The sequence below is a fragment of the Verrucomicrobiia bacterium genome (genome assembly GCA_019634625.1).
In the GTDB taxonomy this organism is placed as follows: domain Bacteria; phylum Verrucomicrobiota; class Verrucomicrobiia; order Limisphaerales; family CAIMTB01; genus CAIMTB01.
Genome location: JAHCBA010000001.1, coordinates 32,390 through 46,109, shown reverse-complemented (window position 1 = coordinate 46,109; position 13,720 = coordinate 32,390). Strand labels below are relative to the sequence as shown.

Below are 13,720 nucleotides of genomic sequence, written 5' to 3'. Positions count from 1 at the left end.
TCAGTAGAAGGTGGTCCAGTTGCCGGACTGCTGCCACTGGATGCGGCGGACACTGCGGGTTTCGACGTGGCCGTCGGCGAAGGCGAGGTTGACGCTCTGGAGCCGGGTGCCGATGGAATGACCGGCGCGGGCCTGGGCGACATTGGTATTGCGGGTGCCCTGGGCGAGACAGAGGTCGGTGATGACGGGTTGGATGGCGGCGACGGGATCTTCGAGCCGGGTGGGCCAGCCGTCCTGGGTGCGGGAGACGGTTCCGGAGGTGGTGGGGGTGGGGAACAGGCCGCCGTCATCGAGGGGACGCGGCACCCACCAGCAGTGCCAGATGATGGCGAAGTTGCCGTACTGGCGGACGAAGTAGCCGTTGAGGTCGGAGATGGTGCGGATGTTCTGTCCGCCGTTGCGGCTGGCGAACCATCTGTTGGCATCCAGAAAATCGGCCGGGCGGGTGGGGCAATACCACATGGGGACGGTCAGGCCGTAGGGTTCGAGACCCGGGGCCATTTGAATCGAGACGTCCCACGGATTGAGCCCGGTGCGGGGCATGCGGAAAGCGGGCAGCCGGCCCTTGTCGTCGTCGCCGGCGTACACATTCACGGCGATGCCCCATTGCCGGTAATTGGAAGTGCACTGCGTGACCCTGGCCTGGAACTTGGCCCGGGCGAGCGCGGGCAGAAGCATCGAGGCCAGAATGGCGATGATGGCAATGACCACCAGGAGTTCGATCAGGGTGAAAGCGTTGCGGGGAACGGGCAGCATACGCCGTGGCGAAGGCCGGACGGGGGACATGGGCGGGGATCTGACGCTATGCGGCAGAGCTGTCAAGGCCGTGTTCGAGCCCCGGAACCCCGCGTAGGACCGACGAGGTCCAAGGTGGAGTGGAGGGGGGTGGGTTAGGGAAGTCTTTGCGGAGGCTGCCTGGGGTCCAGTGCGGAGGGTGTCGCACCCCTGTTTGGCCTGGAAAAGGGCGAGGGCGGCGCAAGAACGCAGGAGAGCAGAGCAGAGACGGGGAGACGGGGTGGAGGGCGCAGGAAGGCGCAGGAAAGCGCCATGGTGGCGCTGACTTGGGAATGGGCGTGTCAACAATCAACTATTAGGTGCCAGACAATCCATTGAGACCGGTGGTTAACAATTGACTGACTGGTCATATCATATGCAGTGCAGTTTTCGGTCAACAATGGTCGGCCTGACCTGCTTTCCTTCTGCTATCTAAGTCAACAATTATGTTCATGGCAATCTAGTGGAAGCGGAATTGGGGTATCGGTGGTCAACAATAGTGTGTCTGACCTACTATTCTTGTGAGGTGCGAACTCCGCCCAGCGTCGCTTCGGAGGGCCGAGTTCCATGAGGTCGCAACGGTGCGGAGCGTTGGGTTGAGGACTCGCAGAGCTCGTCCCTCCGATTCGCTGCCTCCTCACCCGCAACTCCGGGATGCACGGCATCGGCACTGGGGGGTGGGTTGCGGGTGGACAGGGTGACAACGGATCGTCACCCTCTTGTCACAATCGGATGGGGATTCATCACAACGGTCTCGGGTTTGGGTTGGGGGCGACCCAGGATGGAGTCATGAGATGGCGTGAAGCGTCGGTTCGGGTGGGAGCCTTGGTGGGGGTATTGCTGGGTTCCGCGGGGTTGGGACGCGCGGTTGGAGGCGCGGCTGAAGTGCTGGCGGACCCGGCGGCGGCGTTTTTCGAGCCGGGACGGGTGCATGCGATCCACCTGATTGTGTCGGCGGAGGACTGGGAGGCGATGGAGCCGAGGCAGGGGCAGGGGGGCGGGTTTGGGCCGCCGGGGGCCGGGCGGCGGGGGTTCGATCTGAGCGAGGCGTTCGAGAGCGGGCGGGCGACGCGGCCGGGATTGGCGGGGGCGTTGGGGCTGGACTTCGCGTATGTGAGAGGGTCCATCGAGGTGGATGGGGAACGGGTGGGCGAGGTGGGGTTGAGGTACAAGGGGAACGGGACCTACGTGATGGCGCAAGGCGGGGACAAGCGGCCGATGAAGGTGGATTTCAACCGGTATGTGAAGGGGCAACGGTTCCGGGGGCTGAAGACGTTGAACCTGCACAACAACGTGGTGGACCGGACGTTTCTGCACGAGACGCTGGGCTATGCGGTGGCGCGGGAGGCCGGGTTGCCGGCGCCGAGGACGACGTATGCCGAGGTGTGGATCACGGTGCCTGGGCGCCACGAGCGGGCGCCGTTGGGCGTGTACACGGTGACCGAGCAGGTGGATGACGTGTTTCTGAAGGGCCGGTTCGGGACGGGGAAGGGGTTGCTGATGAAGCCGGGCGGGCGGGAGAGCCTGCGGTATCGGGGGGAGGCGTGGGCGGAGTACGAGCGGCCGTTGAATGTGAAGGAGAAGGGCTCGGCGGCGGACCGGGAGCGGATGGTGGCGTTCCTGAAACTTCTGGAAGAGGCGGACGATGCGACTTTTGCGAGGGAGGTGGGGCGCTATGTGGATGTGGAGAACACGGCGCTGTTCCTGGCGTTGAACGTGGCGATGGTGAACCTCGATTCGATCCTGACGATCGGGCAGAACTACTATGCATATCTCGAGGCGGAGTCGGGACGACTGCACTGGTGGCTGTGGGATCTGGACAACTGCTGGGGGTATTTCGCGCTGATGGGGACCCCGGAACAGCGGGTGGCGTTTTCAATAGGGCAGCCGTGGCAGGGGGAGAACCGGTTGATCGAGCGGTTGCTGGGGGTGGAGAAGATCCGGAGCCGGTACCTGGCGGATTTGAAACGGCTGATCGAAGGGCCGATGCGTCCGGACAAGCTGCGCCGGGAGATCGAGACCTGGGCGGCGGTGTTGCGTCCGGCCATCGCACGGGAGGGGGAGGGGATGCTGCGGGCCTTCGAGGCGTCGGTGTTCGGGACGCCGTCGGGCGGGTCGGCGCCGATGGCCTTCGGGCCGTTTCAGGCGGCGAACCTGCCGCTGGTGGAGTTTGTGGAGCGCCGGGTGCGATCGGTGCGTGATCAGTTGGAGGGGCGGAGCGAGGGGCAGCGGATCGAGTTCGGGATACCGGGAATGGGCGGGCCGCGAGGCGGGCGGGGACCAGGCGGACCGGGGGCATTTCAGCCGCCGCCGGCGGAAGTCTTCGCCATGCCCTTTCTGCGAGGGGCGGGGGTGGAACCGGGCGAAGGGATGACGGCGGAATCGTTCCGGGCCCTGGGGCGGCGATGGCATGAGGCTTGGGACGGGGCGGGAACCGGGAGTGTGGGTCGGGACGAGGTGGTTGAGGGGTTGAACCGCGAGTTCGGGCCGCCTCCCGGAGCGGGTCCGGGGCCTGGCGGGGCAGGGCCACGCCTCAGGCCGGGTCCTGGTGCCGGTGGACCGACGATGTTTGGGGGGCCCGGGGCGATGTGGGCGGCGGGATTCTTCACGGCAGGCGACACGGACCGGGATGGGCGGCTCACGGGCGGGGAAATGCGGGCGCTTTTTGAGCGCTGGGCGAGGGAGTGGGATCGGGACGGGGACGGAACGCTGACGGCGGAGGAGATCGGCGAGGGGTTCCGGGGCACGATGCCGGCGTTTCCGGGCGGGGAGGGGGGACCTCCGGGCGGCACTTCACCGGGAACGCGGTGAGGGTGGGAGCGGGCCGCCACAGGTTCCCGAGGCGAAAACGATGCATCCGCGGGGCTGCGGAACGGGTGATGGACGGGTATTTGAAGCAGAGAGGAAGGCGATCATGGCAGGCGAATCGGACCCGGGCGTGACAGAGGTGAAGTTCCCCCTGACGGGCGGTGCGGTGGAGCCGGTGCTGGAGTGGCTGCGCCGGCATTGTCGGCCGGATCCCCACGGCAGCGGCGTGTGTGGGGACGAGTACCTGGTGCAGAGCGTGTATTGCGACACGGCCGGGTACGACGTGTTCCACCGTCGCGGCTCCTACGGGCGGGCGAAGTTCCGGGTGCGACGGTATGGGGACGGGGCGGGGGTGTTTCTGGAGCGGAAGCTGAAGCGGTCGGGCGTGGTGCGGAAGCGGCGGGTGGCGGTGCCGGAGGCGTCGTTGGCGCTGCTGGGGGCACGGTTGAACGGCACGGCATGGGAAGGGGCGTGGTTTCAGCATCGACTGGCGCTTCGGGGGCTGCATCCGGTGGTGCGGATGTGCTACCAGCGGGTGGCGCGGGTGGGGGAGACGGCGGAGGGTCCATTGCGCATGACGCTGGACCGCGGGGTGCGGGCGGAGGAAGCGGGGGGATGGGGTCCGCCACGACCGCTGCAGGGGCGGGATCTGCTGGAGGGGCGGGGTGTGCTGGAGGTGAAATTCCGCGGGGGGATGCCGGCGATGGTGAAGGCACTCATCGAGGAATGGAATCTCGTGCCGGGTCCGCTGTCGAAGTACCGGCTTGGGGTGCGGGCATGCGGCTTGGCGACGGAGGAGGCGGGTGACCCCGGGCGGGAGTTGGAGAGCAGCCATGTTCCTTGAGTCGCTGACATCCGCACTGGCTGAGGGGCCGTCGGTCCCGTTCACGGTTCTGGCGGTCCGGTTGCCGCTGGCGTTGGGGGCGGGGGGGGTGATCGCCTGGTTGTACGGGAGGACAAGGAACGGGGCGGGGGCGCCGAGTCTGCCGGCGACGCTGGTGCTGCTGGCGGTGCTGATTGCGGCCGTGACGCAGGTGATCGGAGACAATGTGGCCCGGGCGTTCAGCCTGGTGGGGGCCCTGAGCATCGTGCGGTTTCGGACGGTGGTACGGGACACGCGGGACACGGCGTTCGTGATTTTCTCGGTGGTGGTGGGGATGGGGGTGGGGGCGGGTCATGCCCGGGTGGGGCTGGCCACCCTGGCGGTGGCGGGATTGGCGGCCTGGCTGATGCGGTCGGGGCGGGGGCTGGCGGCGGACACGACGGAGTGGGTGCTGACGATGCGGGTGGGATTGGGAACGGACAGTGAGGCGCTGGCGCGGGAGGCGTTTCCGGAGTTTCTGAGTCGCTGGACGGCGGGGTCGGCGTCCACGGCAAGGCAGGGGGCGGTGATGGAGGTGAGCTGGACGGTGACCATGCGGGAGGGGGCTCGGGCGGCGGAACTGGTGCGGGGATTGAACCGGAGGGAAGGGGTTCAGGGGGTGGAGTTGCGGCTTCGGGACGATGGGAATTAGGGTCCTCAAGTGGTGGAACGGGCTGCCGATGAATGGGGTGTCGTAAGACAGTGGCGGTTGGCAGCCAGTAAGAGCCAGCGGGGAGAAAGGCGGACGCCCCAGGAAAGATCTGCCCGTGGCATGGAATGCCGCGTCGGAAACCCCCGCAAGGGGTGACTCAAGGAAAGAGTCTCTTATGGTCATCAATACAAACACCTCGGCCCAGTCCAGCGCTCGTCTGCTCAGTGAATCGTCCTCGATGTTGTCGAAGTCTCTCGCCCGGTTGTCATCGGGCTCGAAGATCGTCTCGCCGGAGGACGATGCGGCGGGTATGGCGGTTTCGACGCGCTTCGACGCGCAGGTCAACCGGATCACGGCCGCGAACAACAACGTCAACAATGCAATTTCGTTCAGCCAGACGCAGGACGGGTTCCTGAAGAAGGTGGGCAAGGCTCTTGATCGCATGAGCGAACTGGCCGTCCTGTCGCAGGATGTCACCAAGCAGGACGCGGACCGCGATCTGTACGACGCCGAGTTCACCACGCTGAAGGCCTACATCGGCGATGTGGCGGCGAAGGAGTTCAACGGGGTCAGCTTGTTCAACGGCGCGTCGCTGGGTGTCACCAAGGACGAGGACGGGAACAAGTACAACATGACGGCGGTCGATCTCGATGCCACGGCGGTATCGACCCTGGCGTCGGACGACATCAAGACGACGACGGCGGCGGCAACGGCGCTGGACAATGTCAAGACGGCCATCACAGCGCTGGCGACCGATCGTGCGAACGTGGGAGCGAACATCTCGCGCCTGACCTACACCAGCGAACAGCTGGGAGTCCTCAAGGACAATCTCTCGGCCGCCAACAGCCGGATCAAGGATGTGGATGTGGCGGAGGAGAGCACACGATTCGCCCGGTACAACATCCTCGTCCAGGCAGGCACGGCGATGTTGGCCCAGGCCAACGCCAATCCGCAGTCGGCGCTACGGCTGCTCTCGTAGTCGTCGGCCTCAACGATCGGGTTGTGCGACCCGGCTGGTCTTCGGCCAGCCGGGTTTTTCCATGGGGTGGGGGGGGTCGGGCGCCGGGTGGCGCTGCGTCGGGGCGGGGAGGTTCGACTCAAGTCCGGGCGTCGGGTGCCGATAGAACCGAGACATGGAGCTTGGTCTCTCAGGATTGGCGTCGAACTTCGACTGGCGATCGCTGGTGGACCAGATTGCCAACGTCGAGCGGCTTCCGCAGCGGCGGCTGATGTCGGAGCAGAACCTTCTGGAGCAGCGAAAGAACGCCTACGGGAGCATTCTCACCCAGCTCAACATTCTTGCGACCCGCGTCGATGCGTTGAAGTCACCGGACCTGTTTCAGGCGCGCAAGGCATCGGTGGGGGATGCGGCGGCGGCGAGCGCCACGGCGTCCGCGGGGGCGGCGGAGGGGACGTACACCTTCGAGTTTCGTCAGTTGGCCACGGCGGCGCGCCAGGTGGGGCAGGGCAACATCGGAGGACCGTTGCACGACGGGCCCGATGTGTCGGGGTTGTCCCTGGCGACGGCCGGCTTCGCCGCGCCGATCACGGCCGGGAGCTTCCGCGTCAATGGCGCCCTGGTCGAAGTGACGGCCGACGACACGCTGCAGAACGTCTTCGACAGGATCGGAAGCGCCACCGGCGGGGCGGTTGTGGGAAGCTACGACCCGGCGCAGGATCGAATCCGGCTGGACAGTGCGGGGCCGATCGTGCTGGGGAGCGCGACGGACACGAGCAACTTCCTGCAGGTGGCGCAGCTTCACAACAACGGGACGGGCGAGGTGAGCAGCGCCGGGGCGCTGGGGAGCGTTCGTCTGACGGCTTCGCTGGCGGAGTCGAATCTGGCGACGACGGTGAGTGACGGGGGGGCGGGGGCGGGGAAGTTCCGGATCAACGGCGTGGACATCTCCTTCCATGCGGACGACCGGCTGGACGCGGTGTTGCGGCGGATCAACGAGTCATCGGCGGGGGTGACGGCGAGCTACGATTTCTCGAACGACCGGTTTGTCCTGGCGAACAAGGGGACCGGGGACATGGGGATCGCCCTTGAGGATGTGACCGGGAACTTCCTGGCGGCAACCGGGTTGCAGGGGGGCACCCTCGACCGGGGCCGGGACCTTCTCTATACGGTCAATGGCGGGGGGGAACTGCGGAGCCAGTCGAACACCATCCGGGAGGGCAGTTCCGGACTGGCGGGGGTGACTGTCACGGCCTTGCGGGAGGGGGAGACGACGACGGTGCGGGTGGAGGGGGATGCCGGGGCGATGCGGAAGGCGATCACGGATTTCATCGATGCGTACAACAAGGTGCAGTCGCAGATAGCGTCGCAGACGGCGAGCACGACGGACTCCGAGGGCAAGGTGAAGGCGAGTCCGCTGACGGCGGACGGGGATGCGGATGGGATGTCGGCGACGCTGCGGCGGATGGTGTACAGCCCGGTGTCGGGGGAGGGGCTGGGGCTGCGGCATCTGGAGTCGCTGGGGATCGTTTCGAACAGCAACGACGACAAGCTGGAGCTGGCCGACCCGGAGGCCCTGGACCGGGCGCTGGCGGAACGGTTGCCGGCGGTGCGGGCGTTGTTTTCGGATCCTGACCATGGACTGGCCGTGCGTTTGGGGAGTTATCTGACCCGGATGACCGGCGACGAGGGGGTGGTGGCATCGAAGCAGTCGCTGCTCACGCGGCAGGCGTCGGACATCGGGCGTCAGATCGACGATCTGGAACGGATCGTGCAGTCGAACCGGGCGCGGATGCTCGACAGGTTTGTGGTGATGGAGAAGGCGCAGGCCAACATCAACCAGCAGATGCAGTTTCTGATGCAGCGATTCGGAAGCACGCAGGCTCGCGTGTGAACCCCGAGGGCCACTTCATGATGACGATCGAACAGGCGGCAACGACTCCGGCGCCACCCACCTTTCCGCTGGCGGGAGGAGATGACGGGCCGGGTCCGGGAGGGCGGATGGGGGAGGCCGCGGGGGCGGGATCGGAGGATCCCTGGGCTTTTGCGGAGCGGGTTTGGAGCGGGCTCCGGCCCCATTTGCGGACGCGGCTGTGGGTGTTGGAGTCGCTGCGGCGGCGGGGTCGGACGATGGCGGCGGGCGGCGATTGGGAGGCGGGGCAGCTGGATCGTCTGGCGGACGAGGCGCGGCGGTTGGAGGATGAGGTGGACGAAGTCTTGCGACGCCGGCGGGACTGGGAGAGTTTTTCGAACCTCTTGGCGGGGCGCCTGGCGACCTGCCTGAGCCAGTTGGAGCGGGTTCAGCAGGACCAGAATGAACGTGGCGACTTTTAGTCGGGCCTGGATCGTCCCGGGTGTCGTGGGGATGGGAGCGGGGTGTCTGTTGGCACTTCTGACGGGGTGTGCCTCGGGTCCGGGGTCGGGGTCGGCGGTCCGCGACCCGGTTCCGGGCAATGTGTTCCGGCTGGAGGATCGATTGCCGCGGGGACTGAAGCGGGTGGCGTTGCTGCCGCTGGCGGTGCATGCGCCGGAGGCGCATCGCAGCCGGATCCGGGAGGGGTTGCAGCCCGTACTCGCGGCCGAGTTGGGCAAGGCGGGACGATTCGAGGTGGTGACGGTCGAGGCGGGGCGGCTGCGTCAGTGGACGGGACAGGGGGAATGGCGGTCCACGGACCGGCTGCCGGTGGATTTCTTCGAGCGGTTGCGGGAGGAGACGGGGTGTGACGGCGTCCTGTTCGGCGAAGTGACCGAGTACCGGGCGTACCCGCCGATTGCGGTGGGGTGGCGGTGGCAGTTGGTGGACACCGACGGGCCGACAGTGTGGTGGGCGGTGGACGAAGTGTTCGACGCGGGCGAGCCCGGGGTGGCCGCGGCGGCACGGCGCTACCAGGGGGGGCGATCGGGGGGAAGCCGATCGGGGACGGACGGGGGCGACATTCTGAATTCGCCTACGCGGTTTGGCCGCTATACGGCGAGTCTGCTGGTGGCCACCTGTCCGGGGCGCTGAGCGCGAAAGGCGCTAAGGTTTTTTCGGAGATCTGACGATAGATGAGTCAGGGTAGGAAGAGAGAGCAAACGAGACGAGCCTGCCTGAAAGAGAGCCGTACTATGGAAATTCAGCCAAATCAGAAAGCGGGCGGCATCAATCCGGCAGTGGTGCAACGGAGCGGTTTGCGCCGCCAGGATCCTCCACGTGAGGAGGAGAGTTTCGCCGGTTCGACGGCGGTTCGGCGGGCCTTGGAGGAGGCGCCGGACGTGCGGGTCGAGATGATCCAGCGGGCGCGGAACCTGGTGGGGGATCCCACCTATCCGCCCCGGGAGACCATCCAGCGGTTGTCGCATCTGCTGGCGATGCGACTGCCGGCGGATGGATAGAGGCGAGCCATTTCAACCATGAATCGATACGCCGCAGGAAGATCGTACATGCAGGTGGCGATGCAGACGGCGCCGCCCGGGCAATTGGTGCTGATGTTGTATGAGGGGGCGATCCGCTTCCTCGAGAGGGCGCTGCTGGGATTCTCGTCGGACGATCCGGCGGAATTCAACCAGGCCATCAACAACAACGTGCAGCGGGCGCAGATGATCCTGGACGAGCTGAACGCCGCGCTGGATGTGAAGCAGGGGGGGGAGTTGGCGGAGCGGCTCCGGGGGATCTACCACTACTTCGAGCGTCGGCTGCAGGAGAGCAATCTCCGGAAGGAGCCCGACGGAATCGAGGAGGTGATCCGGCGATTGGGTGTGCTGCGGGACGCCTGGCGGGAGATGCTGACGCGGGGCGGCCAGACCGAAGGGCAGGTGGTGGCAGAACTCGGGGCGCTGGGGTGAAGGAGCCGTGATGTCCATGACCGAACGATTTGAAGTGACGGCATGGTGCGAGGCGTGGCGCCGGGCGACCTGCGATGAGGCTCGTTCGATGGAGGCCGGGGCGTGGGATGCGGTCCTGCTGGCCCAGGAGGCCAAACGGCGGCTGGGGGCGGTCTGGGAGGAGGCGGAAGGCGGCGGGGCGGGAATCGGGGTCCTGACGGCGGAGGAGCGGCGCGTCTTCGGGGAGCTCATCGAAGGGGAGCGGGAGAACGCCCTGCGACTGGAGGAGTGTCGGAGCCGGGCGGAAGCGGAGCGGATGGCGGCGGAGCGCAGCACGCATCAACTGCGCCGGCTGCACCGGGGGTTCATCGGACAGCCCGAGGCGGGCTGGGAGTGTTATTCCTGAGGGGCGACTCGACGAGGAGCAAGACCGTCCGTGCGAATGAGTGAACCGGAACCAGCGGGAGGGGGGCGGGAGGATGGGATCCGGGACCGATCGGAATCCGGGGGGCTGGCGGCATGGAGCGGGGAATGGCTGGACGGGGCGTGGGCGGTGCTGGACGACGCCGGACGGGTGATGACGGCCGATGAGGCGATGTCCGGCTGGCTGGGGATGCGACGGGAGCGGCTGGAGGGTGTGGATTTCCGGGAGGCGCTGCGGGAACGATGTCCGCCTTGGGCGGGAACGGTGGAGCGGTTGTTTGCCGGTACGGAGCGATTGGAGCGGGTGGATCTGCCGATGGCGGCGGAGGAGGGCGGTCCGGCGGGGTCGTACCGGCTGGAACTGGCGCGGCCGGGTGTGGGCTGGGTGGTGCGGCTGGCGGCGAATCTGCCACGGGGTGGGGAATTGGCGGAGGCGGGGTGGTGCGAGGGGTTTGGAGGGATGGGGGCGGGACGCGAGATGTTTGTGCGGCTGCTGCGGGCGGAATCGCAGGTGGAGCGGCTGGCGCAGCACTGGCCCGGGGTGATTTTCAGCCAGCGGGCCGATTTCTCGATGGAATCGGTGAGCGGACGGATTGGGGAACTGACGGGGCTGGAGGCGGGTGAATGGCGGCAGCAGCGGGGCCGGTTTTGGGACGTGGTGCATGAGGGGGATGCGGTCGAGCTCCAGCAGAGGATCACGCGGGCGGCGCACCGTCGGGAGAGCGTCACCACGACCTTCCGGGTGCGCAATCTGGGGACGGGCCGGGTGAGTTATGTGCTGGAGCATCGGCAGCCGGTGGTGAGTGGAGGGGGGCTGGTGCTGGGGTACGAGGGGGTGTGGCTGGATGTGACGCGGCAGACCCTGGCGGAGAAGCTGCTGACGTCGGCGGCGTGGAAGGAGACGCTGGGGGTGCTGACGATGGGGTTGGCGCACGATTTCAGCAACGTGATGGCGGGGATTCATTCGCTGAGCGAATCGTTCCTGAGCCAGATCGAGCCCGGGCACGCGTTTCACGAGGGGTTGGGATTGATCCGGAAGAGTTCGCTGCAGGCGAGCCAGCTGGTGCATCGGATCGTGAATCTGCACCTGGGCAAGCCGGGGGAGAGGAACTATCACGATCTCAACCAGGTGGTGGGGGAGTTGATGGAACTGGTGCGGAAGGTGATTCCCCGGCGGATTGTGATCGCGCCCGACCTGACCGGGGCGCAGTTGCCGGTGTACGTGGATGCGTTCGAGATCCGGCAGGTGATCGTGAACCTGGCGTTGAACGCGGCGGATGCGATGCCGGAGCGCGGGCGGCTGGTGTTTCGGACGGCGCGGCTGATTGCGCCGCCGGCGACGGGTCGATTCCACGGGGTGACGCCGGCCTTTCCCTGTGTGTGTCTGACCGTCCAGGACACCGGGTGCGGGATCAAGCCGGCGCACCTGGACCTGCTGTTCGATCCGTTTTTCACCACCAAGTCCGGGAGCAAGGGATCGGGGCTGGGGTTGTACAACGCGCGGCTGTTTGCGGAGAAGCATCGGGGCGGGATTCAGGTGGAGTCCACCCAGGGGCAGGGGACGAGTTTTCACGTGTGCCTGCCGGAGGCGGATTTCTCGGAGGCGGAGCGGGTGGCGATGCCGGAGTCGCGACCGGCGACCCGGCCGGCGCTTCTGCTGTACGGGCCGCCGAGCCGGCTGTTCGACGAGGTGGCGGAGGTGCTGCGGACGGGGGGGTACCATGTGGCGACGGTCCACACGCTGGAGAGGGCGACCGAATTCCTGTCGGCGGGCGACTACGTTTACGGGGGGTTGTTCCTGCTGCTCGACACGACGGGGGTGGTGTTGGGGCCGCATGTGGAGGCGTGGAGGAAGGTGCAGCCGGGGTTGCGGGTGGTGTTGCGGCCGATCGGGCGGGACCGGGACGAACTGGATGCCGGGCTGCTGGCGCTTTCGGACTTGGTTCTGACTCCGGAGTTGTCTCCGCCGGTGGTGCTGGAGAAGCTGGGGAAAATCCTCGGCCGCTAAGTGTCCACGCCTGTTCCTGGAAATCCGACCGGTGTCTCGCCGTCACGCCGCCTGCTGGTGGTGGACGACGAGGAGATCGTGCTGGTGGCGTTGCGGGAGACGCTGCTGCGGGCGGGGTACGAGGTGGTGGCGACGGGGGATGCGGAGGAGGCGGTCCGGTTTCTGGAGGAGCAGGCCTTTGCGGTGATCATCACCGACCAGCAGATGCCGGGGATGACGGGATTGGAATTTCTGGGTCACGCCAAGGAGAAGCAGCCGAACGCGACGCGGATCCTGATCACCGCGGTGCTGAACCTGGGGACGGTGATCGAGGCGATCAACAAGGGGGAGATCTACCGGTTCATCATCAAGCCGTGGCTGCGCGAGGAGTTTCTTGGGGCGATCGAGAGTGCGGCGCAGCGGTACGACCTGATGGCGCGCAACACGCAGTTGCGGGCCGAGACGGAGGCGATGAACGCGTCGCTCCAGGAGTTGAACGGGCGGCTGGAGGACCAGGTGCGTCGGGTGGCGGAACAGAACGAGCAGTTGGAGCGGTTGAATCGGGCGTTGGAGCGCAACCTGGACCATTCGGTGGAGCTGTGCGTGAAGACGATGGAGACCTTTTACCCGACGCTCGGGACGCAGGCGCGGCGGGTCTTCGAGTTGTGCCGGTCGATGGGGGTGGCGGCGGGTCTGACCGGGGAGGAGCGACGGTCGCTGGGGATTGCGGCATGGCTGCACGATGTCGGGCTGGTGGGGATTCCGCGGCGGCTGATCGCGCGTTGGCAGCAGGCACCGGAAACGCTGAATGACGCCGAGCGGGCGCTCATCGAGCAGCACCCCATCCTTGGGGAGGAGCTGGCCTCCTTTGTCGGGAGCCTGGAGGCGGTGCGGGTGGCGATCCGGACCCATCATGAGCGGCACGACGGGCGCGGGTATCCGGCGGGACTGGCGGGGGAGGAGATACCGTGGCTGGGGCGGCTGCTGGCGGTGGCGGTGGGGTATGCGGCCAGCCCGCACGACCATGCGACCACGGTTCAGACCGTGCACGACCAGGGGGGGGGCGCCTACGATCCGGAAGCGGTGCTGGTTTTCATGCGGTGCCTTCCCGGGGCATCGATTCCACGGCGGCAGCGGGAGGTTTCGCTGGGGGAATTGAAGCCGGGCATGGTGCTGGCCAAGGGCATTTACACGGCCAACGGGATCCTGCTGGTTCCGGATGGGCGGGAGCTGAACGAGACCTCGATCGACAAGCTGCGGAACCATCATCGGATCCAGCCGATCGCCCAGTCCCTGGTGGTGTACTGCTGAAGGGGGCCGGCCGGGGGGGGCGGCGCGGTGCCTCGCGGAGTTGGGGGTGAGGAGGCGGGGAATCGGAGGGACGAGCCCCGCGAGTCCTGAACCCAAGGCTCCACACCGTTGCGGCCTCGTGGGACCCGGCCCTCGGAGGCG

The 13,720-nt window shown here is 67.1% G+C and carries 13 protein-coding genes; 12 read left to right on the top strand and 1 reads right to left on the bottom strand.

Annotated elements, in window-relative coordinates:
* Entirely contained in the window at positions 1 to 756 is a 756-nt protein-coding gene (locus tag KF833_00195) for a prepilin-type N-terminal cleavage/methylation domain-containing protein (GenBank protein ID MBX3743704.1), read from the bottom strand.
* A gap of 807 nt (positions 757 to 1,563) precedes the next feature.
* Between KF833_00195 and KF833_00190 the strand changes: the two genes are divergently transcribed.
* From KF833_00190 to KF833_00135, 12 genes are all read left to right on the top strand, one after another.
* A complete protein-coding gene (locus KF833_00190) occupies positions 1,564 to 3,585 on the top strand; it encodes a CotH kinase family protein (GenBank protein MBX3743703.1) in 2,022 nt (673 codons plus the stop codon).
* 103 nt (positions 3,586 to 3,688) lie between these two features.
* Entirely contained in the window at positions 3,689 to 4,426 is a 738-nt protein-coding gene (locus KF833_00185) for a polyphosphate polymerase domain-containing protein (protein MBX3743702.1), read from the top strand.
* Positions 4,416 to 5,096 (top strand): DUF4956 domain-containing protein, encoded by a 681-nt coding sequence (locus KF833_00180; GenBank protein ID MBX3743701.1) that lies wholly within the window; start codon positions 4,416 to 4,418, stop codon positions 5,094 to 5,096. The genes KF833_00185 and KF833_00180 overlap by 11 nt, the downstream gene beginning before the upstream one ends.
* Positions 5,097 to 5,271: 175 nt before the next feature.
* A complete protein-coding gene (locus KF833_00175; GenBank protein ID MBX3743700.1) occupies positions 5,272 to 6,075 on the top strand; it encodes a flagellin in 804 nt (267 codons plus the stop codon).
* A 154-nt stretch (positions 6,076 to 6,229) separates the two neighbouring features.
* Complete coding sequence (fliD, locus tag KF833_00170) at positions 6,230 to 7,948, top strand: flagellar filament capping protein FliD (GenBank protein ID MBX3743699.1); 1,719 nt, start codon at positions 6,230 to 6,232, stop codon at positions 7,946 to 7,948.
* A 17-nt stretch (positions 7,949 to 7,965) separates the two neighbouring features.
* Positions 7,966 to 8,388 (top strand): hypothetical protein, encoded by a 423-nt coding sequence (locus tag KF833_00165; GenBank protein ID MBX3743698.1) that lies wholly within the window; start codon positions 7,966 to 7,968, stop codon positions 8,386 to 8,388.
* Positions 8,369 to 9,061 carry a hypothetical protein gene (locus tag KF833_00160; protein MBX3743697.1) on the top strand — a complete coding sequence of 231 codons (693 nt, stop codon included), beginning with the start codon at positions 8,369 to 8,371 and terminating at the stop codon, positions 9,059 to 9,061. Before KF833_00165 ends, KF833_00160 begins: the two co-directional genes overlap by 20 nt.
* A 101-nt stretch (positions 9,062 to 9,162) precedes the next feature.
* Positions 9,163 to 9,429 (top strand): hypothetical protein, encoded by a 267-nt coding sequence (locus tag KF833_00155; protein MBX3743696.1) that lies wholly within the window; start codon positions 9,163 to 9,165, stop codon positions 9,427 to 9,429.
* 18 nt (positions 9,430 to 9,447) lie between these two features.
* Complete coding sequence (gene fliS, locus KF833_00150) at positions 9,448 to 9,879, top strand: flagellar export chaperone FliS (protein MBX3743695.1); 432 nt, start codon at positions 9,448 to 9,450, stop codon at positions 9,877 to 9,879.
* Positions 9,880 to 9,895: 16 nt separating this feature from the next.
* A complete protein-coding gene (locus tag KF833_00145; protein MBX3743694.1) occupies positions 9,896 to 10,264 on the top strand; it encodes a hypothetical protein in 369 nt (122 codons plus the stop codon).
* A gap of 36 nt (positions 10,265 to 10,300) precedes the next feature.
* A complete protein-coding gene (locus tag KF833_00140; GenBank protein ID MBX3743693.1) occupies positions 10,301 to 12,289 on the top strand; it encodes a PAS domain S-box protein in 1,989 nt (662 codons plus the stop codon).
* Positions 12,290 to 13,579 carry a response regulator gene (locus tag KF833_00135; GenBank protein MBX3743692.1) on the top strand — a complete coding sequence of 430 codons (1,290 nt, stop codon included), beginning with the start codon at positions 12,290 to 12,292 and terminating at the stop codon, positions 13,577 to 13,579.
* The last annotated feature ends 141 nt before the right edge of the window (positions 13,580 to 13,720 follow it).